The following is a 25,686-nucleotide window of genomic DNA, read 5'->3' on the forward strand; positions in this document are numbered from 1 at the left end:
CCGGGCCTCGGGGGCTCTGGAGCGGCCCTCAGACCGCGCGGGCGCTCCCGCGGTCGACGAGACGCGCGGGCAGGAGGCGGATCGACGGCTCCTCGCCGCGGGACGGCTGCTCGATCCGCTCGACGAGCGTGTCGACCAGGTGCGCACCGAGCTCGGCGGCTCCTGTCTCGACGTAGCTGTAGGGGAGCGAGAAGTCGCGGGCGAACTCGGCCGAGTACAGGCTCACGACGGACAGCTGCCCGGGCACGGCGACAGCGCGTCGGCCCAGGATCGCGGGAAGCATCGCGATGGTCCGGTCGCTGTGGACGACCAGCGCCGTGAGACCGGGGTTGTCGTCGAGGAACGCCGTGACCATCGGCTCGACGGCGTCGGCGGCGGTGGCGGCCGGGCGCAGCACCAGCTCGATCCCGAGCCGACCGGCGGTCTCGAGAGCCGACTCGCGGAACCGGAGCCCGTAGGTCCCTCCGCGGTCGAAGACGCGCTCAGGAGGGGTGACGAGACCGATGCTCCGATGCCCGAGGGTGCCCAGGTGCTCGATCAGCAGGCGGGCCGCGTCGCCGAAGTCGAGGTCGAAGACGTCCACCCCGGAGGCGTCCGCGGGCACGCCGAGGGCGGCACCGGGCCGCCGCGAGGCGCGCAGGACGGGCAGCCGGTCGTCGTCGTCCGCGACGCTCAGGAGGATCAGTCCGTCGACCTGGCCGGAGCGCGTGAGCCGGCGGACGGCAGCCGCCCCGTCGGCCTCGGTGGCCAGCAGCACGTCGTAGCCGAGCTCGCGGGCGCGGGCCGTGATGGGGAGCACGTACTCGACCATCGCGGGCGCGAACTCGTCCGGGTCGAAGTGGACGAGCAGGCCGAGCGCCATGGTGCGGCGCGTCGCGAGCGCCCGTGCTCCGGCGTTGACCGTGAAGTCGAGCTCGGCGATCGCGTCCTCGATGCGCTTGCGCGTCTCGGGGGAGATGCTGCGCTTGCCGGAGAGGACGTACGACACCGTGCTGCGCGAGACCCCTGCCGCTTTCGCGACGTCTCCGATCGTGGCCATCTCCACCCCCGCTCGAACCGTGTCGAGAGTGGCAGTGCGGCGCGGCGCACGCAACTCGGGCGCCGCGTCCCCGGAGCGAGGACCGGACGCTGCGGCTCCGGCGCTCTGCTCGTCCACGGCGCGCTCGTCCCCGTCGGGGAACGTCCGGTCCCGACGACACGCCGACGCGGCCGGGCGCACGAGGTGCCCGGCCGCGTCAGGGCGTTCTGGACGGATCAGCCGCAGCGCGCCGCACCGTAGGCCGGTGCCGTGGATCCGCTCGCCGCAGCGCCGTCGACCGTCCCCGCGATCCGCACGTCGAGAGCGCCGGCTCCGACGCTCGCAGCGCGGGTGCTGAAGGCGGCTGAGACCGTCTTGCCGGGAGCGACCCCGGTGAAGGTCTTCGTGCCCAAGGCCGAGCCGATCGTGACGTCAGCGGCGACCGCGCTGGTGTTGGTCGCCGTCCCCGTGATCGTGACCTTCCCCGCGGTGCAGCGCGAGGCCGCCGTGCCGCTCACCGTCAGGCCCGTGGTCCGCCCGACGAAGGGCGTGACCGAGATCCTGTCGATGTTGGGCGCGTACTGCGAGGTGAGCAGGACGCCGGGGAAGGTGTCGGAGAGGTAGGTCGTCCCGTCGAAGCCCGGGAGCTCCTTCGAGGTGATCGCGATGGTGTTCGAGCCCTTCCTGAGCGCGACCGGCACGCTCAGGTCCCACAGCTGGTTCTGGTGGAACGTGTGCGGGAAGAGCACGCGCTGCGTCACTCCGTTGACCGTGATGTCCGCGTGGCGGGCGAGCGGGTCGGGGTTGTAGTGCGTCGCGGGGGACTGCTCCTCGTTGGAGTAGCGCAGCGTGAGCGCGTACGTCCCGTCCTGCTCGGCCTTCACGTCGCCGAAGGTCAGGGTCGAGTCGCCGTCGCGTCCGCCCCCGATGTTCCCGACGGCCTTGCCGCCCGACGCGAAGGACAGGTCGCGGACCGCGGCGGGGCCGGTGATCGTGGCCGCCTCCGCCTCATAGCTCGTCGTCGCGGGCGGGTTCGCGCTCGCTCCGATGACGATCCGATCGACGAGGAGCGTGCCGCTCGTGCCGACGACCTCGATCTTGTTCACGCCGCCCGAGAGGAAGACCTGACGGGTCGAGCTCGCGCCCACCGGCCCGACCTTCACATCGTTGACGTAGAGGTCGCCGGTGCCGCCGCCCAGGGTGTCCACCGTCACGGAGGACGGCGCGTCCTTCGCGGAGTAGCCCCAGACGGTGGTGGAGGCGCCGCTGGTGAGCGTCGCCGTGCCCGATCCGGAGACCCCGGCGCGGGAGTAGTTGGCCGTCGCGCCGTTCTCCAGCGTGCCGGTCTCGGCCTCGTGGATCGAGGTCGCGGCGGCCGCGCTGGGGAGGGAGAGCTCGATCTTGTCGACGATCGCGTCGCCCACGGTCGACTTCGTGCCGGCGAGGTTCTTCGCGGCGAGCGAGATCGTGTGGGTGCCGGCGGTCAGCTTCACCTTCGTGTCCGCGTGGTCCCAGACCACGAACTTGTAGGCCAGCGGAAGGAGGATCTCCTGCTCCGCAGCGCCGTCGACGCTCAGGAACGCGTTGATCGGACCCTGCTGGGCGTTGGCGGCGTAGGTGTTGAGGGAGTTGGCGAAGACGCTGAGGTCGTACTCGCCGTCCTTCGGAACGGTGACCGCGAAGTCGAGCTTCAGGTCGCCGCCGGTGCGGATCCCGCCGACGTTGCGTCCGCCCGAGGTGTAGAAGCCGCCGACGTTGGTCGGCGAGCCCTCGGGTCCGTTGAGGTTCCGCGATCCGGTGTAGCGGGCGTCCTCGGCCTCGTACTTCTGGCGGAAGTCGACGGGCGAGGCGGACGGCGACGACGCGTTGGCGCCCGGGGTCAGGACGACCTCGTAGGCGGAGTCGACGTCGAGCGCGGGGAGGGATCCGCCGAAGTCGAGCGAGAGGGCGCCGTCCACGACGGACGCGTCGAACTCCTTCACCGTCTGCGGGGCTCCCGAGTCGCCGACCTGGCCGGTCCAGCGGATCTCGCTGACCTCCACGTGGACCTTCGAGCCGAAGGTGGCGGCAGGGATGCGCTCGAACGCGACCTTCTGCGAGCCGCCGACGCCTCCGAAGAGGGCTCTCGCCTGCTTGGCCGCGGTGTCGAGGGTCGCGACGCCCTGGAGGGTGTAGCTCTGGCCGGGCTTGGGCGGCGTGACCGCGACGGTGTCGCCGGTCATCGAGGCGTAGGCGTTGAGGAGCCACCACTGGCCGTTGGCGCGGTTGGCCTGCACCGCGGAGTCGGAGAGGTTGCCGTCGATGTTCCAGTAGGCGATGTCGCCGTCGACCTTCTTGTCCTCGAGCGCGCTGATCCACTGGACCATCTGGCCGGGCACGGAGGTGTGGTAGTTGAAGGCGTACTCGTTGAGGTTCACCGGCAGGTGCTTCCCGGCGTAGGACGTGCCCGCGTACAGCTCGTCCTCCCAGGCCCGGAAGCGGTCGACGTTGGTGCGGATCTCACCCGGGGCGCTCAGCTCGTGCCAGGTCATCACGTCGGGGACGGTGTCCTGCTCGAGCGTGTGGGTCATGAACCCGCGGACCTGGTCGTAGAGGACGCTGGTGTTCGGTCCGGCGATGCGGGCGTCGGGCATCCTGTCGCGGATCAGCGCGTAGGTGCTGTCCCAGGCCGCGAAGAACGCGGTCGGGTCCTCCAGCCAGCTCTTCCCGTCGTAGCTCCACTTCCCGTTGCCGAACATGTTGCCCTCGGGCTCGTTGAACGGCACGAACACGATGTTGTCCTGGTACTCCTCGGGGAGCGCGAGCACCTGGTCGACCTGCGTGGCGATCTTCGCCTGGTAGTCGGCCAGCTTCTCCTGGGGAGTGCTGCCCGGCCACTCGTAGGGGAAGCCGCGGTAGATGTCCGTCATGTAGATGTAGGTGTCGCCGTCCGAGGTGTCGGCGACGGCCTTAGCGACGCTCAGCGCGTCCGCGCCCGGATGCTGCGGCCCGTCCTGCGCCTTGGTCGAGACCGTGCGCAGGTCGATCCCCTCGAGGAGGTTGTCGGAGGGGAGGCCCTCGCCGTAGACCCCGTAGAGGGTGCCGGACGCGCCGCCCATGAACTCCCCGGTGCTCGCGCCGAGGTCGATGGTCATCTCGTCGAGTGCGCGCACCGTGACGGTCGCCGTGACCGCGGTGCCGAGGCCGGTGACGGTGCCCTTCACGGTGAAGGTGCCGCGCTTCGAGTACGCGGAGGCGGGGACGCTCTCCCAGGTGACCGGGGCGTCGCGGTTCACGCCGTCGGAGTAGGTGGCGGGGACCCCCGGCAGGGCCGGCGCGACGCCGATGCCGGTGGTGACCGCGACGCTCGTCGAGAGAACGCCGGTGACGGCCGGCGCGGCGTCGCCCGCCAGACCCCGGACCTGAGCGGCGGTCAGAGCCCGGTTGTAGACGCGGAAGTCGTCGATCGCTCCGTCGAAGTAGGGGTGCACGTTCCAGAGCGCTCGGCCGATGTTGCCGCTCTTGGAGGCGGAGGCGGAGTAGAGCTGCTTCGCGAGGTCGACGGAGGCGGGAGCCGTCGCGACCTGCAGACCGTTGAGGTACAGGGTCACGGTCGTGCCGTCCATCGTCGCGGTGACGTTGACCCACTGGTCCTTCTGCAGCGGCGAGGAGCTGGAGACTCCGGTCTCGCCGCCGTCCTTCAGCTGCTTGATGATCGCGCGGGCGCTGCCGCCGTCGAACGACGGAGCGAAGGCCGACGCGGCGTCGGGGCTGATGCCCAGGCACCACAGCCACTGGAAGCCTCCGGTGCCGGACCACTTCGTCCAGGCGGAGACGGTGGTCTGCGTCACGCCCTGGAAGAGCCCGTTCGGCACGGTCAGGTACGGCGCGGAGGTCGAGTCCGCCGCGCCCCCGGGAAGGTCGATCGCGGTCGTACCGGCCTTCCGACCCGCGACGTACGTCGCTCTCGCGCTGTTGACGACGGTGCCGTCGAGCTTCTTGGACGAGAGGTCGGCGACCGTGGATCCGGACACCTGCCCCTGCTCGAAGTCGTACTGGAGGATGAGCGCGTCGGCGGGGACGGAGGTGTCGGCCGCGGAGGCGGACTCGGCGCTCGGGAGAGCGACGGCGAGGGCGGCGAGTGTCGCGGCACTCAGCGCGAGGGCGAGGGAGCGGGTGCCGCGCCTCGGGGAGGACATCGTTGTCACGCTGGTCACTTTCTGTGGGGACAGCCGGCCGGACGACGGCGGGCGTCGGTCCGGGGACGGAGCAACAGTGCTTCGAACCGGTTCGACAAAACTAGGTTCCGCGCCTGCGACACGCAAGAGGACCTGAGAAGTTCCTCGTCCGGCTCGCAGGTGCCGGCGGTCGCTCCGGGCTCTCGACGGGACCCGTCCGCCCGCGGGAGCGGCCGTCGCCGCGACGCTCGACGGTGGGCGGACGGGTTCGAGGGGGCGCATCGCCGGGGGAGTGCTGCTGATCGGGATGCTCGCCGGATGCACGGCGGGCCCTTCCGCTCCCGTCGACGACCGGATCATCGTCGCCGCGGAGATCGGCGACCGCACGCAGGAGGACGTCCTGGACGCGGTCGAGGGGAGCCGCCCGGACTGGCTGAGCCCCGACGGCGTCCTCCCGCGGTGACCCGCGGGACCGCGGCGGCCTGTGCCGCGTGCGGGAGGATGAGGGCATGACGCTCCCTCCGCCGACGCTCCTCTCCCCGCCGCTCCAGGACCGGCTGGCCCGGTGGTTCGACGAGGAGGCGCCGCCGGCCCCCTCGGTGAGCTGGGCCCTGTTCGACCGCAGCGGGCTCCTCGTCCAGCACGGCCGCGGCGAGCACCGCCTCGACGGGGCCGCTCCCGGGCCCGGGACCGTGCACCGCATCGCCTCCATGTCGAAGAGCTTCGAGGCGGCGGCGGTGCTGATCCTGCGCGACCGCGGGCTGCTCCGCCTCGACGACCGCGTCGCCGACCACGTGCCGGAGTTCACCGACCCGCTCGACTCCGCGGGCCGGCCGCTGCCCGTGACGGTCAGGATGCTCCTCAGCAACTGCTCGGGTCTCCCGGAGGACAACGGCTGGGCCGACGACGTCATGGCTCTGACGCGGGAGGAGTTCCTCGAGGTCGTCCGCCGCGGGCTGACCTTCACGGAGCGGCCGGGTGAGGTCTACCAGTACTCCAACATCGGCTTCTGGCTGCTCGGCGTGCTCGTCGAGAACGTGACCGGGGAGGACTTCCCGTCCTTCGCGACGCGGACGATCCTCGAGCCGCTCGGCCTCCACGACACCCGCTACGACAGCGGCGACTACCCCGACGGCACCGACCTCGCGGCCGGCTTCAGCACCTTCGACGACGGAGCGACCTGGGTGCCCCGCCCCGTCACCGGCACCGGAGCGGGCGCCTGCGCCGCGAGCATGCTCAGCACGGTCGGCGACATCGCCCGCTGGAGCGGCTGGCTCTCCTCCGCGTTCGAGGGCGAGGACGGCGCGGACGACGACCCGGTGCTGAGCCGTGCCTCCCGCCGCGAGATGCAGCGCGGCTGGACGCCGGTCCCCGCGCTGAGCCCTCGCGCCGTCGAGAGCACGCTCGACGGCTCCGCGTACGGGTTCGGCCTCGTCGTCGAGCACGACGTCCGCTTCGGCGGGATCGCCCACCACTCCGGCGGCCTGCCGGGCTGGTCGTCGAACATGCGGTGGCATCTGGAGTCGGGCCTGGGGGCCGTGGTCTTCGCGACCGCGAACGGGGCGAAGCTCGCCGCCGCCGCGACGGGACTGCTCCGCGCCGCCCTCGAGGACACCGCTCCTCCGGCGCGGATCATCACCCTCCTCCCGTCGACGCTCGCCGCGGCCGCCGCCGTCGAGGCCGCGATCGTCGCGGGAGACCTCACCCGGGCGGGGGAGCCGGGCAGCGGCGCCCTGTTCAGCCCCAACCTGCTGAGCGATGTGCCGGCCGACGTGCGCGCCGGCCGCCTCGCCACTGCGATCGCGGAGATCGGCGGGCTCGCCGAGGACCCGACCGCGAGGCCGCTGGTGGAGCGGCTGCTCTGGAGCGCCTCCGCGGCGCAGGCGGCCTTCCTCCTGCCGGGCCGCGACGGAGAGCTCGAGTGCCGGCTCGAGACCACGCCGACCGTCCCGGCCCTGATCCAGCGCCTCGAGATCGTCGTGCGCGAGGCTCCGACGGGTGCCCTCCCGGTCGTGCGCTTCTACCGCCCTCGGGCCGGCTAGCGGTCGAAGACGAGGCGCGGGCGCGGCGGACCTCGACGCTCCCGCATCGAGAACGGCGGGCGGCCCGCGAGGGACCGCCCGCCGTCACGCTCCCGCGGTCAGCGGATCGTCGTGCTCGCCGTGTCCGCGTTGCTGCGGATGGACGGGTCGGGCGTCTTCGTCGAGAACGCCGCCGCCAGCGCGGTCGCCGTGCCCGAGACGGCCGCCCTCACCGTGATCTTCTCCGACACGGTCCGCCCGTCCGCCAGGCCGGCCCGCTGGAACACCACGACGTTCCCGACCCTGGTGTACGAGCCTGTCGCCGAGACGAACTGCACACCCGCGGGCAGGACGACCTGCGAGACGACCGACGCCGACGCAGCCGGACCGGCGTTCGTCGTGATGAGGGTGTAGGTGAGCGTCCTCCCCTTCACCGCCGAGGCCGGCCCGGAGAGGTCGACCCGCAGATCGGCCTTCGTCGCGACCTGCTTCGGCGAGACCGTCAGCGTGCTCGTCGCCCGAGCCGTGCCCGCCGAGTTCGCGGCCTGGATGCTGAAGGTGGTGGTCCCGGCCGTGGTCGGCGTCCCGGAGAGGCGCCCGGTCGCGTCGAGGGTGAGTCCGGCGGGCAGTGCGCCGGAGACCAGGGAGACCGACGGAGCGGGCGTGCCGCTCACCGCGTAGCGGAAGTCGTAGGCCGAGCCGACGACGCCGGCCGCGACCGTCCCGGAGAGGGTCGGCGCGACCGTCGGCGACGAGACGGTGACGGTGCTGGTGGTCTCCGCGGAGGCGGTGCCGGCGCGGGCCGCCAGCGTGAACGTGAAGGTGCCCGGCGCGGACGGAGTCCCGGTCAGGCGCCCGGCCGGAGTCAGGGTGAGGCCGGACGGGAGCGCACCGGAGGAGACTGCCACCGACGGCGCGGGGAAGCCCGAGACGGTGTAGCCGAAGTCGTAGGGGGTGCCGACGACGCCCGGCCCGGGGGTGCCGGAGATCGCCGGTGCAGCGGCGGCGGGGGAGACGACGACGGTGCTGGTGGTCTCCGCGCTCCCCGCAGCGTTCGAGGCCCGCAGGGTGAAGGTGGAGCGTCCGTCGGCGGTCGGCGTCCCGGTCAGGCCGCCACGATCATCGAGGCTCAGGCCGGCGGGGAGCGTTCCGGAGACGAGCGAGACCGTCGGCGCCGGTGTGCCCGTCACGCTGTAGTCGAAGTCGTACGGGGTGCCCACCGTCGCGGCGGGCGGGTCGCCGGCCAGGGTCGGCGCGACCGTCGTCTCCGTCACGGCGAACGTGTGCGGGGCCCCGACGGTGGCGCCGAAGGGGTTCCGCGCGGAGACGGCGAAGGTGGACGTGCCCGCGGTCGTCGGCGTGCCGGAGAGGAGCCCGGACGCGCTGAGGGTCAGGCCGTCGGGGAGTGAGCCGGAGGCGATCGTGAACGAGGCGGGGCGGTCGGCCGCGAAGGTGTACGAGGCCGCCGCTCCGAGCGACCCGGACGCGGGAGGAGCGTCCGCCGTCAGGACGGGACGCGGGCCCCGGGCGAGCACGTGATCGGGTCCGGCGGCGAGAGTCGTCGTGCCGGCGAGGCCGGCGGGTGACTGCAGCTGCCCGGCCGAGCTCCGGCCCCAGCCGACGATCGTGCCGTCGCCCTTCAGCGCGAGGCTGTAGTCGGACGCGGCGGCGATCGCCACGACCCCGGACAGGCCTTCCGGCACCGTGGTCTGGCCGTAGTCGACGACGACCGAGTCGGAGCTCGCGCCCCAGGCGACGACGGTGCCGTCCTCCTTCAGCGCGAGGCTGTGGGTCTCTCCCGCCGCGACGGCCACCACGCCCTCGAGCCCCGCGGGGACGTCGGTCTGCCCGTAGAGGTCCCAGCCCCAGGCGACCACCCTCCCGCCGGACGCGGCGAGGCTGTGGCGCCGGCCCGCGGCGATGGCCGTGACGCCTCCGAGGCCGGCCGGGACCAGGCCCTCGCCCAGCCCGTTGCTGCCCCACGACGTGACGGTGCCGTCGTTGCCGAGCGCGAGGCTGTTGTCGCGGGAGGACGAGATCGCGACGATCCCGGTCAGCGCGGCACTCCTCGACACCTGCCCGTCGCCGTCGTAGCCCCAGGAGACGACGGTCCCGTCGCTCTTCAGCGCATGGCTGCTGTAGTCGCCGGCGGAGACCGCGACGACCCCCGTGAGACCGTCGGGGACGCTGGTCTGCCCGTACGACCCGCGGCCCCAGGCGACGACCCCGCCGTCGCCTTTCGCGGCGAGGCTGTGGGTCCGGCCCGCGGCGAGGGAGAGGACGCCCTCGACCCCGGCCGGGACCGTGGTCTTCCCGTCGGTGCCGCTTCCCCAGGCCGCCACCCCGAGGACAGGGGCGGACGGAGCGGCGACCGCCGCGAGAGGAACGGCGGTGCCGACGAGGAGCGCGACGGCCGCGGTCAACCCGAGCAGACCCCGCCGGAGCCGCCGCGCCGCTCCTGGATCCCGCGGCTGCGACGTGCCGTCCTGGACGGCGGGCGGACGAGGGACGGTGCTGGAGCGCATGTGCTGCCTTCGATCGGGACGGCCCTCATCGGCCGTCCTCGAACCGTGGCACGGCCGTCCCGCCGCTGGCAATGTCCTCTAGCGGCCCTGTCCGGAAGAGGGCGCCGCGGAGCTCCGGGAGGGGACGTAGGCCCGGTCTCACTGCGGCCGAGCGCTCCCGCCGCGGGCCCGTGACGGTCAGCGCATCCCGAGGGACGCCGTCGCGTCCGGACCGCTCAGCGGGGTCGGAACGGGGACCCCGGCTCTCCCGCGTACGGGGCGTCCGCCTGGTCGAAGTCCCAGCGGCCCGCGGTGGACGGGCGGACGACGGGGGTCTTCGTCGGGGTCGGCGTCGCCGACGGCGCCGGCGCGGCGGCCAGCCCGGCGTGCCAGCGGAAGATCGCGTCGATGCCGTCCTGGTTCACCCACGACGGTGCGTTGTGGCCGAGCGCGTGCGTCCGGACGGTCGCCTCCCTGGCCGTGGCCGTCGCCTTCTTCACGAGGGCGAGCCCGTGCAGTGCCGGCGGCACGCTCGGGTCCGGGTGGGCCGTGTCGGACACCACCGCGCGGATGTTCGCGCCGGCAAGGCGGAGGCGGGCAGCCGCTTCGGGTTGTGGGAGTCGATCTGAGCGGTGCTGCCGCCGAAGGCACCGCCGATCGAGAAGCGGCCCCGCGTCGTGCGGTCGTGGGTGTCGCGGAGGTCGTAGACGCCGTTGACCAGGTAGACGCCGTTGATGCCGGGGAAGACCCGTGCGCCGTAGTTTTCGCAGGCGAGCGCGCCGCCGGCCGACATCGCCCAGAGGTAGCTGGCGGCGATCGGGAACTGGCCGGAGAGGTAGGCGTAGCCGTTCCGCTGGTGCTTCTGCGCAGTGTCGTTGGTCCAGATCGTGCCGCCGAGCGTCTGGCAGATCGCGATGGCGCCCCGCTCGACGGCGAGCTCGGCCGGGTACGCGAAGACGCTGGACAGCGAGGTGTGGTCGGCCTGCGCGGAGTGGATGAACCAGATCACCGGTACCGCCGCGGCCTGCCGCGGCTTCACCGTCTGCGGCACGAAGATCCGCGCGAGGTCGCCCGCGATCGAGACCGTGAGGACGTCGTAGAGCACGCCGCGGTTCTTCGTCCGGACGTTGATCGTGCGGGTCCTCTCCCCGGGCAGGCCCGGCACGGGGGAGGCGGCGGCGGAGGCGGCCGGGAGCGTCGCCGCGCCCAGAGCGAGAGCACCCGTGAGGGCGCCGCCGACGACGGTGCGCCGCCGGAGGCCGGGAGCTCGAGAGGGGGGTCCTGCGGAATCGTCGGGGGACACGGGGGCTCCTCGTGCAGGGACCGCGAACCGACGAGGTCGGCGGAGCGGTCCGGGTCGGCGGGGGGTGTGCCTGCAACGCTAGCCGGAGGACCGGCCGGACGACCCGTCGATGCGCGCCAGTCGCGGGACGGCGGAGGGACGACGCCGCACGGACGGAACGGTCGGCGGCTCATCGACCGCATCGGCGGCGGATCGAGGCGCTCAGGAGGCGAAGGAGAGGCCCGTTCCTGATCGTCCGCCCCGCCGGTTCCGACCCTTTCGCCCCGTTCGGGAGCACTTCCCCGCACCGGTCTGGCCCCCCGGTGTGAAGGCTCCCAGGTTCCTCGCGCTCGTCGGCGGACCGGTGCCAGCGTGAAGGGACCGAGAAGCAGAAGGAGAAACGACCATGACTCTTCGACGAACTCTTGCCACCCTCGCCCTCACGGGCGCCATCGCCTCCGTCGGCGTCGTCGCTGTCGCGACGCCCGCCTCCGCGGCCGAGGTCGCGAACGGACAGTACGTGAACGCCGGGAACTACGCGTGCGGAGCCCAGGAGGTGGCCACCGGCGCCACCCTCGGACCCGAGGGCGTCCTGCGCCAGCGCGCTCTCGTCTTCCGCAACTGCGGGTCGAGCACGGTCGAGCGCAAGGCCGACATCATCGCCGACTTCGACGGCAGCTGCTACTCCGTGGCGCCGGGCAAGGCCCGAGTCCTCGACGCGCTGTTCGTGGCGGCGGGACGCAACACCTACCGCGCGTCCAAGGCCTGCTGAGGTCGCGTGCTCCGCCGGAGGGGCGGGTCGGGGACATCCCCGGCCCGCCCCTCCGGCTGTCCGGAACGACCACGCCGTCCGAGCCGTCCTCCCGCCGACCCGCCCGCGGATCACTCCAGCACAGGCCCCAGCTCCGCCAGGACCTCCGCGACCCGGGCCCGCGCCCGTGCATCCAGCCCGCGGACCGGACGCGGGAGGCAGCGCGCCTCGGCGAGACCGAGCTGCTCCGCCATCGCCGCGACCACGCGGTAGCTGCCGCCGTGCTCCGCGAAGAGGTCCCAGACGGGCTGCAGGCGCGCCGATCCCGCGATCGCCGCCGCCTCGTCGCCCGACTGCGCCGCCCGGGCGATCGACAGCGCCGTCCGCGGGAAGAGGCCGCCGATCACCGAGTACCAGGCGTCGCAGCCGCCGAGCAGCCCGCGCGCACCCGCGGCGTCCCCCGAGACCCCGACAGTGACCCCCTCCGGCACCCGCGCCCGGATCTCGCGGACGCGCGCAGCCGCGGCGCCCGGTCCCTCCGGCACGCCGGGGATCTTGAGGGAGGCGACCTGCGGCAGCCGGGCGACGGCCCCGTAGAGGTCGTCGGAGAAGGAGAAGCGCGTCGTCCCGGGGTTGTCGTACACGACGAGCGGCACCGAGAGCTGAGCCGTCACGTCCTCGTAGAGCCCGAGCACGTCCTCGTCCGTCAGCGGCTGGTAGCCGAGCGGCGCCAGGAGCACCGCGCTCGCCCCGGCGCTCTGCGCGTCCTCGGCGAGCGCCAGCACCTGCGAGGTGCGCAGCGCCCCGATCCCGACCACGACCGGCACCGGGCCGGCGCTGCGGACGGCGATCTCGGCGGCGCGCCGGCGCTCGCCGCGGTCCAGGTACGGAGCCGAGCCGGTCGAGCCCAGTGCGCCGATCGAGTCGACTCCCGCCCGCGCGAGCCGCTCGACGAGAGCGGCGAACGACCGCTCGTCGATGCTGTCGTCGCGGAGCGGTGTGAGGGGGAAGGCGCTGAGTCCGGTGAGCACGTCGGTCCGTTCGCTGAGGGCGGGAGGGGCCCGGACAGTCTCCCCGGCGGCAGGGGCCCGGTCGAGGCCAGAACCGCCGGGGGCCGGGGGACCAGCCGTCACTCCGCGTCGAGCACCACTCGGGAGTGGAGTCCGAGCCGGTCGAGGAACGCCTCGTCGTGGCTGACGACGACCAGGCCGCCCCGCCAGGCGGCGAGAACGTCGACGAGGTGGTCGGTCGTGGCGAGATCGAGGTCGTTCGTCGGCTCGTCGAGCACGAGCAGCTGCGGAGCCGGCTGCGCCAGCACGAGCCCGGCGAGCGCGACGCGGAACCGCTCGCCGCCCGAGAGCGACGCGATCCTCCGATCGACCACGTCGCCGCGCACCAGGAGCCGCGCGAGGGCGTTCCGCAGCTCGACCGCAGGACGATCCGGCGCGGCCCGGGAGACGTGCTCCCGCACGGTGGCCTCCTCGTCGAGGAGTCCCTCGCGGCGCTGGGGGAGCCAGCCGACCCGCTCCGTCAGCGCTCGGGCCGTGGTGCCGGCGAGCGGATGCTCCCGCGCACCCGGCGCCCCGACGAGGTGCTCGAGCAGGGTCGTCTTCCCCGTCCCGTTCGCGCCGACCACGGCGATCCGCTCCGGCCCCTGGAGCACCGTCGTCCGGCCGCGCACCGTCACCTCTGCCAGCCGGCGCCCGGCCGCGACCCCGGGGTCCGGCAGGTCGAGGCGGACCCGGTCGTCGTCCCGGACTGCTCGCGACGCTGCGTCGACCTGCTCGCGCGCCCGCGCCTCCGCGGCCCCGTGCCCGGAGCGCAGCCGTCCCGCGGTCGCCTCGGCTCGTCCTCTCCGCGCGTTCGCGAGGATCGCGGGCATCGACTCCGCCGATCGCGCCCCCGCCCGCGCGCGGCGGGCGATGGTCGTGTCGGCCTCGATGCGCTGCCGCCGCTCGGCGCGGAGAAGCCGGTCGGCATCGCGCAGATCGCGCTCCGCGGCCGCCTGCTCGAGGGCGAGCCGCTCCTCGAACGCCGAGAACGTCCCGCCGGAGGTGCGGACCGCCCCGTCGCGCAGCTCCGCGATCTCGTCGACGTGCTCGAGCAGCTCCCGGTCGTGGCTGACGAGCACGAGCGTCCCGCGCCACCGGTCGACCAGGTCGAGCAGAAGCCCTCGGGAGCGCCGGTCGAGGTCGTTCGTCGGCTCGTCGAGCACGGCGATCGGCCGACCGCGCAGCCGGACGCCGGTCACGGCCGTGAGGACGGCCTGCCCTCCGGAGAGGGTCGCGACCGGCCGCAGCAGGTCCGCCTCCTCCAGGTCGAGACCGGCGTCGCCGAGTGCGGCGAGCGCTCGGGCCTCGAGGTCCCAGTCGTCCGCGAGCACCTCGAAGTGCCGCGGATCCGCGTCGCCGCGGAGGATCGCGTGCAGAGCGTCCAGGCGATGCCGGATCCCGAGGAGATCGGCGACGGTGTCGTCGGGCCCTCGCCGGAGGCGCTGGGGCAGCAGGTCGACGGGTCCCGTCGTCGAGACGCTCCCGGCGGTGGGGGAGAGGCCGCCGGTGACGAGGCGGACGAGGGTCGACTTGCCGGCGCCGTTCGCGCCGACGAGACCGGTGCGCCCGCGTCCGAACGCAGCGGTGACGCGGTCGAGGACGACGGAGCCGTCGGGCCAGGCGAACGTGCAGTCGTGGAGGACGACGGCGGGCGGGGTGGTGCGGGAAGTGGAGGGCACGGTGCTCCAGTGGTCGGTGTCGGCGCACGACGACCACCGGGCTCCGAGGGAGCAGCGGCTCGCCCCTGAGGGGCGGGCACGGGGGACGTCAGTGCGAGAGCAGCTGCTGCGTCGTGGACGCAGTACCGGTGCTGGGGCGCAAGAGTCCGTCTTCCGTGCGGTGGGCCCCCGTGACCGCGAGCCGCTGGATCGGCCGGTGTGGCGGCCGCACCGACGTCGCGGCTCGCGACGAGGTACCCGACGACCGTACGTGCCCGTCGATACACGCGCAACCGTGACCGACTGCTCGTCCGCGGCCTGCGTCCGTCGGCGCCGTCGCGCGGCTCGCGGCGGACGGCTCTCCACCCACGGCGGGACGGCCGGACCGCCCGGGTATGCACGCTGCTGCCCACCGGTCGAGGGGGTCGCCGGCGGGCCCTCCCGTCGCCGGGCCCTCACTACGCTGAGCCCATGGTGACCATTCGCGACGTCGCGGCCGATGCGGGGGTGGCCCGCAGCACGGTGTCCTACGTGCTCTCCGGCAACAAGAAGCTCCCGGAGGCGACCCGCCTGCGCGTGCTCGCGAGCGTGGAGCGGCTCGGCTACCGGCCCGACCCGATGGCGCGGGCCCTGGCGCTGCGGCGCACGAACATCCTCGGCTTCTTCGCCTCCGTCGATCCGGAGTCGCGGCAGACCGATGTCGACGTCTTCATGCGCTTCGTGCGGGCGGCGATGTACGCGGCCCGCGCCCGCGGCTTCGACCTGCTGATGATGGGCACGGGCGAGGGGGAGCTCGCGCGCGACGTCCTCGCCGATGCGCTCGTCGTGATGGACATCCGCCGGGACGACCCCCGGCTGCCGGTCCTCGCGAGCATCGGCCTGCCGACCGCGCTGGTCGGCTACCCGGGCGAGGGCAGCCCGTTCAGCGCGATCGACCTCGACTTCGACGGCGCGGCGCGGGTCGCCGTCGACCACCTCGCCGACCTCGGGCACGTCGAGATCGCGGTCCTCGGGATGGGCCCCGACGCCTACGAGAGCGGCTACGCCTTCGCCCTGCGGTTCCGCGAGGGCTTCCTCGACCAGTGCCGCCTGCGCGGCGTGCGGGGCGCCGTCATCCCCAGCACCGACGACGTCGACGACTGGTTCGAGCAGGCGCAGGAGCAGCTCCCCGGCCTGAGCGCCGTGGTCACGCACGGGCCGGGCGTGCTCGAGCCGTTCCTGCAGCGCCTCAGCGGCCTGGGCCTGCGCGTCCCGGAGGACTGCTCGATCATGACCATCGCCCCGGAGGCGGTGATGCGGCACGCCGACCAGCCGGTCACCGTGGTGGACCTGCCCGGCGACGAGATGGTCTCGCGGGCGGTCGACCTGGTGCTCGACGAGCTCGCCGGCACCGCGACTCCGGGAGTGACGGAGCTGCTGCCCGCGGTGGTCGTGGACCTCGGCACCACCGCGCCCTTCTCGCCTGGCACCAGCCGGGGCGTCGTCCCCTCGTGGCGGCGGGCGCGCGGCTGACGTCGCCGGGTCGTCCGGAGCGTTCCCCGGGCGATCGGTGAACCGGTTCTCCGAAATCTATTGAACCGGTTCTCCGACTCGGTTAGGCTCGCCACGACTTCCGGACGGACCGCCCCAGCGGGCGCCCCCGGAGGGTCTTCCCGGCGCGAGCGCTCCGCTCGTTCCGACCGTATTCAGAGAGGAATACCGTGAAGAACAGCATCCGACGAGCCGCAGGCGCCGCCTCCCTCGTCCTCATCGCCGGAGTCGCCCTCAGCGCGTGCAGCGCACAGGGAGCGGGCGACGACTCGTCGAAGTCGCTCACCCTCTGGGACAGCTTCACCCAGTACGACGCGTCCTCCCCCTACGGCCAGCTCCTGGCCGGCTGCGAGGCCTCGACCGGGATCACCCTCGAGCGCACCTCCGACCCCGACCTCACCACCAAGCTCCTGCAGTCGGCCGCGTCGAAGACCACGCCGAACCTGGTCGTCCTCGACAACCCCAACGTCGCGAAGTTCGCCGACACCGGCCTGCTCGTCGACAACGCCGCCTCCGGGCTCGACACCAGCGACGTCCTCCCGAACGTGCTCGCCGCCGGCCAGCTGGACGGGAAGACCTACGGCTCGTCGATCGGCTCGAACACCCTCGCGCTCTTCTACAACAAGGCGCTCTTCGAGGCCGCCGGCGTCACTCCGCCGACGACCTGGGACGAGCTGACCACCGCCGCGAAGGCCCTCACCGCGGGCGACGTCACCGGGCTCGGCTTCTCCGCGGTCGGCACCGAGGAGGGCACCTTCCAGTTCCTGCCCTTCTTCTGGGGCTCCGGTGCGACCCTCGAGGACATCTCCTCCGACGACGCCGTCTCGGCGCTCGCACTCTGGACCGACCTGGTGAAGAGCGGCTCGGCCTCGCAGGCGAACGTCAACGCCAACCAGCAGGACGTCCGCGACCAGTTCCTCGCGGGCAAGCTCGGGATGATGGTCAACGGCACCTGGCAGCTCTCCGCCCTCGACGAGGCGGGCATCGACTACGGCGTCGTGCCGATCCCGGCGAAGGACGGGGGAGCGGCACCGAGCCCGCTCGGCGGCGAGTTCGTCGAGGTGGTCGCCTCCGACGCCGCGAAGCAGACGCTCGCCACGGAGTTCGCGCAGTGCGTCATCCAGCCCGACAGCCTGAAGGCCTGGGCGGCCGGCCAGTCGTACATCATGCCGTACGCCGACGCGGCCGCCGAGCAGGCGACCGAGGACCCCGCGCTCCAGCCGTGGGTGGAGGCCATCTCGGTCGCGCAGGGACGCACCAGCGACCTCGGCGTCGCCTACCCCGACACCTCGAAGGCGCTCTGGACCGCGATCCAGGAGTCGCTGACCGGCTCGAAGACGCCGCAGGCGGCCCTCGACGACGCCGCGGCGAGCCTGAAGTAGCGGCCGCATGACCGACCCCGCCGTGCTCACGGCGCCGGTCGCGGGCGGGGCGGCCACCAGGCCGCCCGCCCGCCGCCGACCCCGCTCCCACCTCCGCCTCGCCGCCGCCGCCTTCATGGCGCCCGTGGTGATCTTCCTCGCCGTCTTCTTCGTTTACCCGATCATCCGCGGCGTCGTCCTCAGCCTCCAGGACTTCGGACCGTCGTCCTTCGTGACCGGGATCGCCCCCTTCGTCGGCTTCGACAACTACGTCACGGTCGTCACCGATCCGATCTTCGCGAGCATCGCCTGGCACACCGTGGTCTTCACCGTGGTCTCGCTGGTGGGCCAGTTCACGATCGGCATGGCCCTGGCGCTGTTCTTCAGCCGCCGGTTCCCGCTCTCGGCGACGTTCCGCTCCCTCATCCTGCTGCCGTGGCTCCTGCCGCTGATCGTCTCGGCGACGGCCTGGCGCTGGATCTTCGACCAGCAGTTCGGCATCCTGAACGCCGCGATCGGCACGCCGGTCGGCTGGCTGACCGATCCGTCCGTCTCGCTGTGGGCGGTCATCATCGCCAACATCTGGCTGGGCATCCCGTTCAACATGGTGCTGCTGCACGGAGGCCTGCAGGGCATCCCCGAGAGCCTCTACGAGGCCGCGGCACTGGACGGCGCCTCGCGCTGGCGGTCCTTCTGGAGCATCACCTGGCCGCTGCTGCGACCGGTGACCTCCGTCACGCTCCTCCTCGGCCTCGTCTACACGATCAAGGTGTTCGACGTCATCTGGATCCTCACCAAGGGGGGCCCGGCCAACAGCTCGCACACCCTCGCGACGTGGGCCTACGAGCAGTCCTTCACCGACCTGCAGTTCGGAGTCGGTGCGGCGGCCGGCCAGATCCTCGTGATCGTCGCCCTCGTCTTCGGCGTGATCTACATCCGCGCCCAGCGCAAGGAGGACCTCGGATGAACCGGCACACCACAGGGCTGCGCCGCGGGATCGACGTGGTCATCGCGATCGTGCTCTGCGGCTTCCTCCTCTTCCCGCTCTACTGGATGGTCAACGTCTCGCTGACCAAGCCGCAGAACCTGATCCAGACCCCGCCGAGCCTGTTCCCCGGCGACCCGACCCTCGACGGGTACGTGCAGGCGTTCTCGACGCAGCTGCCGAACCTCATCACGAGTCTCGTGATCTCGATCGGCTGCGTGATCCTGACCCTGGCGATCGCTCTGCCCGCCGCTTTCGCGATGGCGAAGTTCCGGGTGCGGGGGACCGGCGTCGTGATGTTCGTGTTCCTCCTCGCCCAGATGATCCCCGGAATCGTCCTGGTCACCGCGCTGTTCGCGATCTACAACGCGCTGGGGCTGCTCAACACCTATCCGGGCCTGATCCTCGCCGACGCGACCGCCTCCGTGCCGTTCGCGGTGATCATCCTCCGGGCCTTCATGCTCGGCATCCCCGACGAGCTGATCGAGGCCGCGCGGATCGACGGTGCGAGCAACTGGCGCTCCTTCGTCTCGATCGTCATCCCGCTGAGCCGGAACTCGATCGTGACCGCGGGCCTGTTCTCGTTCCTGTTCGCCTGGGCCGACTTCCTCAACGCGAACTCGCTCACCTCGGGCAACAGCATCGTGCCGTTCACCCTCGGCCTCTACCGCTACATCGGATCGACCACCACCAACTGGAACGGGATCATGGCGACCGCCGTGATCGCCTCCATCCCGGCCGCCGTGCTGCTGATCGTGGCCCAGCGCTACGTCGCCGCCGGGGTCACCGCCGGCGCGGTCAAGGACTGAGCGCCGTGCCCGACTCGAGGAAGCAGTTGCACATGGACACCGACGCGTTCGCGCTCGAGGGGGACCGCCTCGTCTGGCGCGGCGACGGCGAGACCGTCGTCGTCGAGCCGTGGGGGAGGGACAGCGTCCGGGTCCGCGCCCGCCGGTCCGGGGAGGTCCTCGACACCGACTGGGCGCTGATCGCCGCCGAGCGCCACGCGCCGGAGGTCTCGATCGAGGGACCGCGGGCGACGCTGCGCGCCGGCGGCATCACCGTCGTCCTCGAGCAGCAGGAGGGCTACGGGTACCAGACCGGCTACCACGAGCTCTCCTGCTCCCTCTCCTTCTACGACCGTCGAGGGGAGCTGCTCTTCCGGGAGCTCGGGAGCGGGGGAGCGCTCAAGCTGCGCGCCCGCGAGCAGCGTCCGCACCTGGGCGGCGACTTCCGGCTGACCGCGCTGTTCGAGACGTCCCCCGACGAGAAGCTGTACGGGATGGGGCAGTATCAGCAGGACATCCTCGACCTGAAGGGCTGCACGCTCGAGCTCGCGCACCGCAACTCTCAGTCGAGCGTCCCGTTCGTGCTGTCGAGCCGCGGCTACGGGTTCCTCTGGCACAACCCCGCGATCGGCCGCGCGACTTTCGCGGCCAACCGCACGGAGTGGTCCGCCGAGTCCTCCCAGCAGCTCGACTACTGGGTGACCGCGGGGGAGACCCCGGCCGACATCACCCGGGCCTACGCCGACGCGACCGGGCACGTCCCGATGATGCCCGAGCACGGCCTCGGCTTCTGGCAGTGCAAGCTGCGCTACTGGAACCAGGAGCAGCTGCTCGAGGTCGCCCGCGAGCACCGGCGCCGCGGCCTGCCGATGGACGTGATCGTGGCCGACTTCTTCCACTGGCCGCACATGGGCGACTTCCGCTTCGAGGAGGAGTTCTGGCCGGATCCGTCCGCCATGGTCGCCGAGCTGCGCGAGCTCGGGATCGAGCTGATGGTCTCGGTCTGGCCGCAGGTGTCGGTCGAGTCCGAGAACTACATCGCGATGAAGAAGGGGAACCTCCTCGTCAAGGCCGAGCGGGGCCTGGACCTGCACATGCAGTTCGAGGGTCCGAGCGCGTTCTACGACGCGACGAGCCCCGCCGCCCGGAGGTTCGTCTGGGAGGCGTGCCGGCGCAACTACGGCGAGCACGGGATCCGGCTCTTCTGGCTCGACGAGGCCGAGCCCGAGTACGGCGTCTACGACTTCGACAACTACCGCTACGCCGCCGGCCCCGCCGTCCAGGTCGGCAACCTCTACCCGCAGGCGTTCTCCCGCGGATTCTTCGAGGGGCAGAGCGAGGGCGGGGAGACCGCGATCGTCAACCTCGTCCGCACCGCGTGGGCGGGCAGCCAGCGCTACGGCGCGCTCGTGTGGTCGGGCGACATCCACTCGACCTTCGCGGACCTGCGCCACCAGATCACGGCCGGCATCCACATGGGCGTCGCGGGGATCCCGTGGTTCACGACCGACATCGGAGGATTCGCCGGGGGAGACCCGTCGGATCCGGAGTTCCGTGAGCTCCTCGTGCGCTGGTTCCAGTTCGGCGCGTTCAGCCCCGTGATGCGCTTGCACGGCGACCGCGCGCCGTCGGCCCCGGTCACGGCCGCCGACGGGAGCCGCCGCGCCGAGACCGGAGCCGCGAACGAGGTGTGGAGCTTCGGCGAGGATGCCACGCCGATCCTCACCCGCCTGCTGCATCTGCGCGAGACCCTGCGCCCGTACACGCGCGAGGCGATGCGGGAGGCGCACGAGCTGGGCCAGCCGGTGCTGCGCGCGGTGTTCCACGAGTTCCCGGGGGACCCGGAGGCCTGGGATCTGGCCGACCAGTACCTCTTCGGCTCGGACCTGCTGGTGGCTCCGGTCACGCACGCCGGAGCCGTCTCCCGAAGGGTCTACCTGCCCGCCGGGGCGCGCTGGACGGAGCTCTCGACGGGCGCCGAGCACGAGGGCGGGCAGTGGATCGTCGCCGACGCGCCGCTGGCCGTCATCCCGGTCTTCGCGCGCGACGGCCGGCAGGCGCACCTCGTCGGGCAGCTCTGAGCGGAGGCTCCCCGCTGACCGGAGGGTTCCGCCGCGAGGAGCGCCCCCGCGTCAGCCCGTCCCCGTGAGCCAGAAGTCGACCGCGTCGGGGGACGGGCGCCCGGCGACCCGGACGACGTCGCCGAACTCGAGCACGCTGTCCGGATCCTCCTGGACGGCCGGCCACCGCTCGCGGCCGGCGGCGTCCGGATCGCCGTGGGAGACGAACGCGAGCCAGCGCGCGGTCATCTCCTGCTCGAGCCGGCGGTCGACGTCCGTGTAGTCGGCGTCGCCGTCCGCCCCGAGGTTCCCGTACGCGTACATCACCTCGGCGCCGTGGTACGCGCCGAACCGCTCGAGTCCGCTCTCCGGGGGAGTGCGCGTGAAGATGTAGGCGTGGACGCCCGCCCGCCCGGTCCGGGCGGCCGTCAGCGCCCAGAGCCGCATCGGGGCGGTCATCGTCCGGTCGCTGCCGGCGCGCAGCCGGGAGTCGACGACCTGGTCCTCGACGGCACCCGGGTACAGCGCGAGGAATCGGTCCGCGTCGTCTCCGTGCTCCCGGCGCACCTCCTGCTCGTAGGCGTCCGGATCCGGGTCGGCGCCTCCCAGCAGATCGAGCGAGGTCTCGTCGGAGTTGCTGCCGAGCAGGAGGGGGACGTCGTTCTGCCGACCGGCCTCGTAGACGGCGAGCGGCGTGTCGGGGAGGACGACGCCGTCGATCGAGGGCCACCAGTGCTGCGAGAGGCCCGCGGCGGCCGCGACGATGCGCTCGGCCGGCAGGGATCTCATCTCGGCGAGGCTCGCCCCGCCGAGGGCCTCGCTCAGGCGCGCAGCCACCTCCCGAGCGGTGGCGGCGTCGTCGTAGAGGTCGCCGTCCTCGCGGTCTCCCGCCGACCCCAGGCATCCTCCGCTCTCCCCGATGATCCCGTGGAGGAGGCCGGCGGCGAGCGGCGAGGCCCCGAGGATGCAGGCGCTGCCGGAGCCGGCGGACTGGCCGGCGACCGTCACCCGCCCTGGGTCCCCGCCGAAAGCGGCGATGTTGTCCTGCACCCACTGCAGAGCGGCGACCTGGTCGAGCAGTCCCTGATTCCCCGGGGTGCCGCCGCCGAGCACATCACCGGCGAGGAAACCGAGGACGCCCAGACGGTAGGCGACGGTGACGACCACCGCGCCCCGGGAGGCGAGCGCCGCGCCGTCGTAGGCGGGGAGGGCGCCGGACCCCGAGACGAACGCGCCGCCGTGGAGGTAGACGAGGACCGGGCTGGAGTCGCCCGCCCCGCCGGCCGGCGTCCAGATGTTCAGGCGGAGGCTGTCCTCGTCCGTCGCGTACCCGCCGAGGAGCGTCTCCTCCAGCGGCAGGTCGAGCACGCGGGTCGCCGCTCGGGAGAGGAACGTCGGCTCCGGCTGAACGGCGGAGGGGCCGAAGTCGTCGGCCACGAGGGTCGCCGACCGCTGCGGGGCCGGGCGGGGCGCCTCCCAGCGCAGCGGGCCGACCGGGGGAGCGGCGTAAGGGATCCCCGCGAAGGCGTCGACCCCGGCCGCGGCGTCGTGCACACCGACGACGTCGCCCTGCCGGGTCGTGACCGGGGCGGTGTGTGGACCGGCGAGCGTCCGCGTCGCCGGGAGAGGACCCGCGGCGAGGGCGACGGCTCCGACGAGCCCTGCGGACGCGATCCAGGCCGCCGTGCGCAGCATCCAGTGCCGGTGCCGCCATCTCCTCGAGACGGCCACGATCAGGACCGCGGCCGCCGCGACGACGAGCCATCCCCACCACTCCACCCGGTTCAGCCAGGCGAGGACCGCCCCGATGAGCACGACGGTCGCGGTCGGCAGCCACCGGGACCGTCGCCGTCGAGGTTCGGGCGTTCCAGTTCTCGATACGGTATGCATTGGGAACGAAACGTACTGAAAAGGCCCATTCAGCGCAAGGGTCCGAATAGGCTGGGGGCGTGGTCACAGGCGAGCAGGCTCCGGTCCGGCGGAGGAGCGAGACGCGACGACGTCTCCTCGCCGCGGCCGCCGAGCTCTTCGAGAGCACGGGCACCATCGGCCAGCGCGTCGAGGACATCTGCGCGCAGGCGGGCTTCACCCGCGGCGCGTTCTACTCGAACTTCGCCGGCGTCGACCAGCTCTTCCTCGCACTCCACGAGGAGCAGGCCGCGAGAGTGTGGGGGAGCCTGCAGGAGGCCCTCGACGTCCAGCTGCAGGAGGAGCACCGCGAGGCGACCCTCGACGGCGCCGTCCGCTCCCTCCTCGACGCGCTCCCGTCCAGCCGCGAGTGGTTCTCCCTGCGGTCGGTGCTCCTGGCACGCGCTGCCGCGGACCCGGAGTTCGCCGAGCGGATGATGATCGACGACGACCGCGTCTCGCGCGAGCTGGGCGAGCGCTTCGCCGCCCTCGCCGCCGTGCACGGCCGCGTCCCCGCCGTCGAGTCCGCCGTCCTGGCGAAGGCGGTCGTCGCGGCGCACGTCGGGTCGGTGAGCCAGTGGCCCGTGGACACCAGCGCCGAACTCACGCAGCGCATGGTCGTCGCCGCGGTGATCCGAGGCCTCACCGTCGAAGCGCCCGGTCTGCCATCGGAGCGCGGCGGCGATCGATGACGTCCTGTCGCAGGAGCGTTGAGGGGAGCCGATCGCCATCCCTGCAGAACGGGACTTCGGTCGAACTGACATAATGTGCATTATCGGATAACGGCGGAAGGGCTGGATGGACCGGGACCGAGGCCGCCCGACGGTCCGGCACGTCATCAGCGGATAGGCGAATGCTCCACCCACGGCTCGACGTCCTCGTACCCGCACGTCTCGGTCGGAGTGTCGAAGTGCGTGACCAGCCGTAGCCGCGGATCGACGGTCATCGTGCCGCGGACGCGGCCGTCGCCTCGATCCTCCCGGGCGCCCGCCGCAACGCGCGTCGGTGTTCCTGCGAGCGCTCCCGCCGGTTCACCATCACCGCGACGGCATCGAGAAGGATGCTCACGCCGCCCGGCGTCCGCCTGCGGACGGACTGCGCCCACGACGGCGCCGGACTCCCCCGATGCCGGTCCGCTGCCGTCCATGGGAGTCATCCGTCGAGGCTCGCAGAACCGTGCGCCGGCGTCAGCCCCTGGTGAGGATCAGGCGAAGTCGGAGATGTCGCCGACGAGGCGGGTGTTGTCCGCGGGGATCGGCTCGACGGCCGCCAGAGCGACCTCGGCCGCGAACTCCTGCACGTTGTAGAGCTTGCCGGCCGACTCGCGACGCGAGCTGATCGCGCCCGGGTTCGCGCGCTCCAGCAGGGTCGCGGTGATGGTGCCCTCGATCATGTCGCCCGAGATGACGACGAACTCGATCCCGCGCTCGGCGAGCTCACCGATCCGCTCGCGCAGGGCGTCCTCGCCGGCGCGCTTGGAGAGCGCGACGGGCTCGTACTCGGGCATCGTGGTCGTGGTCCGGATGAAGTGCGCCTGGTGGCTCGTGACGAACACGACACGGGAGCCCTCGGAGAGCAGCGGCAGCGCCGCGTCGAGCACGGCGACCTGCGAGTCGCGGTTGAGGACCATCGCGTAGTCCTCCCCCATGTTGCTCTCCATGCCGCCGGAGGCGTTCAGGACGAGCACGTCCAGTCCTCCGTACTCCTTCTCGATGCGGGAGAAGAGCTCGGCGCGCGAGTCGGCGTCGGTGAGATCGGCGCCGACGGCGATGGCGGTGCCGCCGGCCTCGACGATCTGCGCGACGAGCTTGTCGGCGCGCGGCGCCTTCGAGCGGTAGTTGACGACGACGCGGGCTCCGGCCTCGGCCAGGTAGCGGACCGTGTCGGCGCCGATGCCGCGGGACGACCCGGTGACGAGAGCGCGCTTGCCGTCGAAGGAGCCGGGGGCGAGGGGATTGGACACGGGTATTCCTCCAGAACGCCGGCTCGGAGACCGGATCGGGCACGATGACGGGCCACGGCCCGACGGAGGAGTCTACCAAGGGCCTCGAGACCGTCGGCGCACCCCCTCTCCCAGCCCTCGTCCGGGGGGCGTTGATAGCCTGGGAATGCTCGTCGAGGGGAAGGAGCACACAGCATGGACGCTGTCACCCAGTACGCGTGGATGTTGTGGCTCGGGCTGATCCTCATCTTCGTGATCGTCGAGATGATCACTCTCGAGTTCACGTTCCTGATGCTCGCCGTCGGCAGCATCGGCGGACTGCTGACCGGGCTGGTCGGGGCTCCCTTCTGGGTCCAGGTCCCCGTCGCGGCCGTCCTCGCCGCCCTCCTGCTGTTCACCGTCCGTCCGCCGCTGCTGCGGCTGCTGAAGCGGGGCGGCGATCCCACCCCCAGCGGAGCGGACGCTCTCCTCGGGCTCTCCGGCAGCGTCGTCCTCGCCGGCCCCGGAGCCGGCCAGGTCAAGCTCGCCAACGGCGAGACCTGGACCGTCCGCCTGTCCCCGCTCGTCGAGGACCGCACACTCGGAGTCGGCGAGAGAGTCGTCGTCACCGCCATCGAGGGCGCGACCGCGGTCGTCGTCCCCGCCGAAAGGAGCACACCGTGACACCGT

Annotated in this window: 19 protein-coding genes; 10 read left to right on the forward strand and 9 right to left on the reverse strand. The window is 72.7% G+C overall.

The features are described from left to right. Positions 1-28: 28 nt before the first annotated feature. Together C5C55_RS00950 and C5C55_RS00955 are read right to left on the reverse strand one after the other, a co-directional pair. Positions 29-1,039 (reverse strand): LacI family DNA-binding transcriptional regulator, encoded by a 1,011-nt coding sequence (locus C5C55_RS00950; RefSeq protein ID WP_104232682.1) that lies wholly within the window; start codon positions 1,037-1,039, stop codon positions 29-31. Positions 1,040-1,254: 215 nt separating this feature from the next. Further along, a complete protein-coding gene (locus tag C5C55_RS00955) occupies positions 1,255-5,196 on the reverse strand; it encodes a LamG-like jellyroll fold domain-containing protein (RefSeq protein WP_104232585.1) in 3,942 nt (1,313 codons plus the stop codon). Positions 5,197-5,467: 271 nt separating this feature from the next. On the opposite strand from C5C55_RS00955, the gene C5C55_RS16435 reads away from it, so the two are divergent. Together C5C55_RS16435 and C5C55_RS00960 are read left to right on the forward strand one after the other, a co-directional pair. Next, positions 5,468-5,638 (forward strand): hypothetical protein, encoded by a 171-nt coding sequence (locus C5C55_RS16435; protein ID WP_181067714.1) that lies wholly within the window; start codon positions 5,468-5,470, stop codon positions 5,636-5,638. 46 nt (positions 5,639-5,684) lie between these two features. Then, the gene (locus tag C5C55_RS00960; protein WP_104232586.1) at positions 5,685-7,217 is read left to right on the forward strand and encodes a serine hydrolase; all 1,533 of its coding nucleotides are present in this window, start codon (positions 5,685-5,687) and stop codon (positions 7,215-7,217) included. A 98-nt stretch (positions 7,218-7,315) separates the two neighbouring features. Here the strand turns inward: C5C55_RS00960 and C5C55_RS00965 are convergent, their stop codons facing one another. The 3 genes from C5C55_RS00965 to C5C55_RS00975 form a co-directional block, all read right to left on the reverse strand. Next, on the reverse strand, positions 7,316-9,721 hold the full coding sequence (locus tag C5C55_RS00965; protein ID WP_104232587.1) for a putative Ig domain-containing protein: 2,406 nt from the start codon (positions 9,719-9,721) through the stop codon (positions 7,316-7,318). Between the two features lie 215 nt (positions 9,722-9,936). Next, positions 9,937-10,230 carry a hypothetical protein gene (locus C5C55_RS00970; protein ID WP_104232588.1) on the reverse strand — a complete coding sequence of 98 codons (294 nt, stop codon included), beginning with the start codon at positions 10,228-10,230 and terminating at the stop codon, positions 9,937-9,939. Further along, positions 10,197-11,003, reverse strand: coding sequence for a hypothetical protein (locus C5C55_RS00975; RefSeq protein WP_104232589.1), 807 nt, complete (start codon positions 11,001-11,003; stop codon positions 10,197-10,199). Before C5C55_RS00975 ends, C5C55_RS00970 begins: the two co-directional genes overlap by 34 nt. A 385-nt stretch (positions 11,004-11,388) precedes the next feature. On the opposite strand from C5C55_RS00975, the gene C5C55_RS00980 reads away from it, so the two are divergent. After that, positions 11,389-11,754: a hypothetical protein gene (locus C5C55_RS00980; protein WP_104232590.1), complete on the forward strand. Its 366-nt coding sequence runs from the start codon at positions 11,389-11,391 to the stop codon at positions 11,752-11,754. A gap of 110 nt (positions 11,755-11,864) precedes the next feature. Here C5C55_RS00980 and C5C55_RS00985 read toward each other — a convergent pair whose 3' ends face one another. Together C5C55_RS00985 and C5C55_RS00990 are read right to left on the reverse strand one after the other, a co-directional pair. Further along, positions 11,865-12,764, reverse strand: coding sequence for a dihydrodipicolinate synthase family protein (locus tag C5C55_RS00985; RefSeq protein ID WP_104232591.1), 900 nt, complete (start codon positions 12,762-12,764; stop codon positions 11,865-11,867). Positions 12,765-12,862: 98 nt separating this feature from the next. Then, entirely contained in the window at positions 12,863-14,464 is a 1,602-nt protein-coding gene (locus tag C5C55_RS00990; RefSeq protein WP_104232592.1) for an ABC-F family ATP-binding cassette domain-containing protein, read from the reverse strand. Between the two features lie 450 nt (positions 14,465-14,914). Here C5C55_RS00990 and C5C55_RS00995 point away from each other — a divergent pair, with 450 nt between their 5' ends. From C5C55_RS00995 to C5C55_RS01015, 5 genes are all read left to right on the forward strand, one after another. Beyond that, positions 14,915-15,955 (forward strand): LacI family DNA-binding transcriptional regulator, encoded by a 1,041-nt coding sequence (locus C5C55_RS00995; RefSeq protein WP_104222050.1) that lies wholly within the window; start codon positions 14,915-14,917, stop codon positions 15,953-15,955. Positions 15,956-16,143: 188 nt separating this feature from the next. Next, entirely contained in the window at positions 16,144-17,355 is a 1,212-nt protein-coding gene (locus tag C5C55_RS01000) for an extracellular solute-binding protein (protein ID WP_104232593.1), read from the forward strand. A gap of 7 nt (positions 17,356-17,362) precedes the next feature. Then, the gene (locus C5C55_RS01005; RefSeq protein ID WP_104225253.1) at positions 17,363-18,301 is read left to right on the forward strand and encodes a carbohydrate ABC transporter permease; all 939 of its coding nucleotides are present in this window, start codon (positions 17,363-17,365) and stop codon (positions 18,299-18,301) included. Further along, positions 18,298-19,128 carry a carbohydrate ABC transporter permease gene (locus C5C55_RS01010; protein WP_104222044.1) on the forward strand — a complete coding sequence of 277 codons (831 nt, stop codon included), beginning with the start codon at positions 18,298-18,300 and terminating at the stop codon, positions 19,126-19,128. The genes C5C55_RS01005 and C5C55_RS01010 overlap by 4 nt, the downstream gene beginning before the upstream one ends. Positions 19,129-19,160: 32 nt before the next feature. After that, the gene (locus C5C55_RS01015; RefSeq protein ID WP_104232594.1) at positions 19,161-21,188 is read left to right on the forward strand and encodes a TIM-barrel domain-containing protein; all 2,028 of its coding nucleotides are present in this window, start codon (positions 19,161-19,163) and stop codon (positions 21,186-21,188) included. Between the two features lie 51 nt (positions 21,189-21,239). Here C5C55_RS01015 and C5C55_RS01020 read toward each other — a convergent pair whose 3' ends face one another. Next, the gene (locus tag C5C55_RS01020) at positions 21,240-22,982 is read right to left on the reverse strand and encodes a carboxylesterase/lipase family protein (protein ID WP_219812978.1); all 1,743 of its coding nucleotides are present in this window, start codon (positions 22,980-22,982) and stop codon (positions 21,240-21,242) included. A 134-nt stretch (positions 22,983-23,116) separates the two neighbouring features. Between C5C55_RS01020 and C5C55_RS01025 the strand changes: the two genes are divergently transcribed. Further along, on the forward strand, positions 23,117-23,767 hold the full coding sequence (locus tag C5C55_RS01025; protein WP_104232596.1) for a TetR/AcrR family transcriptional regulator: 651 nt from the start codon (positions 23,117-23,119) through the stop codon (positions 23,765-23,767). 512 nt (positions 23,768-24,279) lie between these two features. Here the strand turns inward: C5C55_RS01025 and C5C55_RS01030 are convergent. Then, positions 24,280-25,038 (reverse strand): SDR family oxidoreductase, encoded by a 759-nt coding sequence (locus C5C55_RS01030; protein WP_104232597.1) that lies wholly within the window; start codon positions 25,036-25,038, stop codon positions 24,280-24,282. Between the two features lie 174 nt (positions 25,039-25,212). Between C5C55_RS01030 and C5C55_RS01035 the strand changes: the two genes are divergently transcribed. Next, entirely contained in the window at positions 25,213-25,680 is a 468-nt protein-coding gene (locus C5C55_RS01035) for an NfeD family protein (protein WP_104232598.1), read from the forward strand. Positions 25,681-25,686 lie beyond the last annotated feature (6 nt).

It is taken from the genome of Rathayibacter sp. AY1C2 (assembly GCF_002931195.1).
Classification (GTDB): domain Bacteria; phylum Actinomycetota; class Actinomycetes; order Actinomycetales; family Microbacteriaceae; genus Rathayibacter.

Bases quoted from the DNA above. Each gene is read 5' to 3' on its own strand.
- C5C55_RS01015 (WP_104232594.1), top strand. From the start codon at position 19,161: ATGGACACCGACGCGTTCGCGCTCGAGGGGGACCGCCTCGTCTGGCGC.
- C5C55_RS01010 (WP_104222044.1), top strand. From the start codon at position 18,298: ATGAACCGGCACACCACAGGGCTGCGCCGCGGGATCGACGTGGTCATC.
- C5C55_RS01035 (WP_104232598.1), top strand. From the start codon at position 25,213: ATGGACGCTGTCACCCAGTACGCGTGGATGTTGTGGCTCGGGCTGATC.
- C5C55_RS00965 (WP_104232587.1), bottom strand. From the start codon at position 9,721: ATGCGCTCCAGCACCGTCCCTCGTCCGCCCGCCGTCCAGGACGGCACG.
- C5C55_RS00955 (WP_104232585.1), bottom strand. From the start codon at position 5,196: ATGTCCTCCCCGAGGCGCGGCACCCGCTCCCTCGCCCTCGCGCTGAGT.
- C5C55_RS00995 (WP_104222050.1), top strand. From the start codon at position 14,915: ATGGTGACCATTCGCGACGTCGCGGCCGATGCGGGGGTGGCCCGCAGC.
- C5C55_RS00950 (WP_104232682.1), bottom strand. From the start codon at position 1,039: ATGGCCACGATCGGAGACGTCGCGAAAGCGGCAGGGGTCTCGCGCAGC.
- C5C55_RS00980 (WP_104232590.1), top strand. From the start codon at position 11,389: ATGACTCTTCGACGAACTCTTGCCACCCTCGCCCTCACGGGCGCCATC.
- C5C55_RS00960 (WP_104232586.1), top strand. From the start codon at position 5,685: ATGACGCTCCCTCCGCCGACGCTCCTCTCCCCGCCGCTCCAGGACCGG.
- C5C55_RS01005 (WP_104225253.1), top strand. From the start codon at position 17,363: ATGACCGACCCCGCCGTGCTCACGGCGCCGGTCGCGGGCGGGGCGGCC.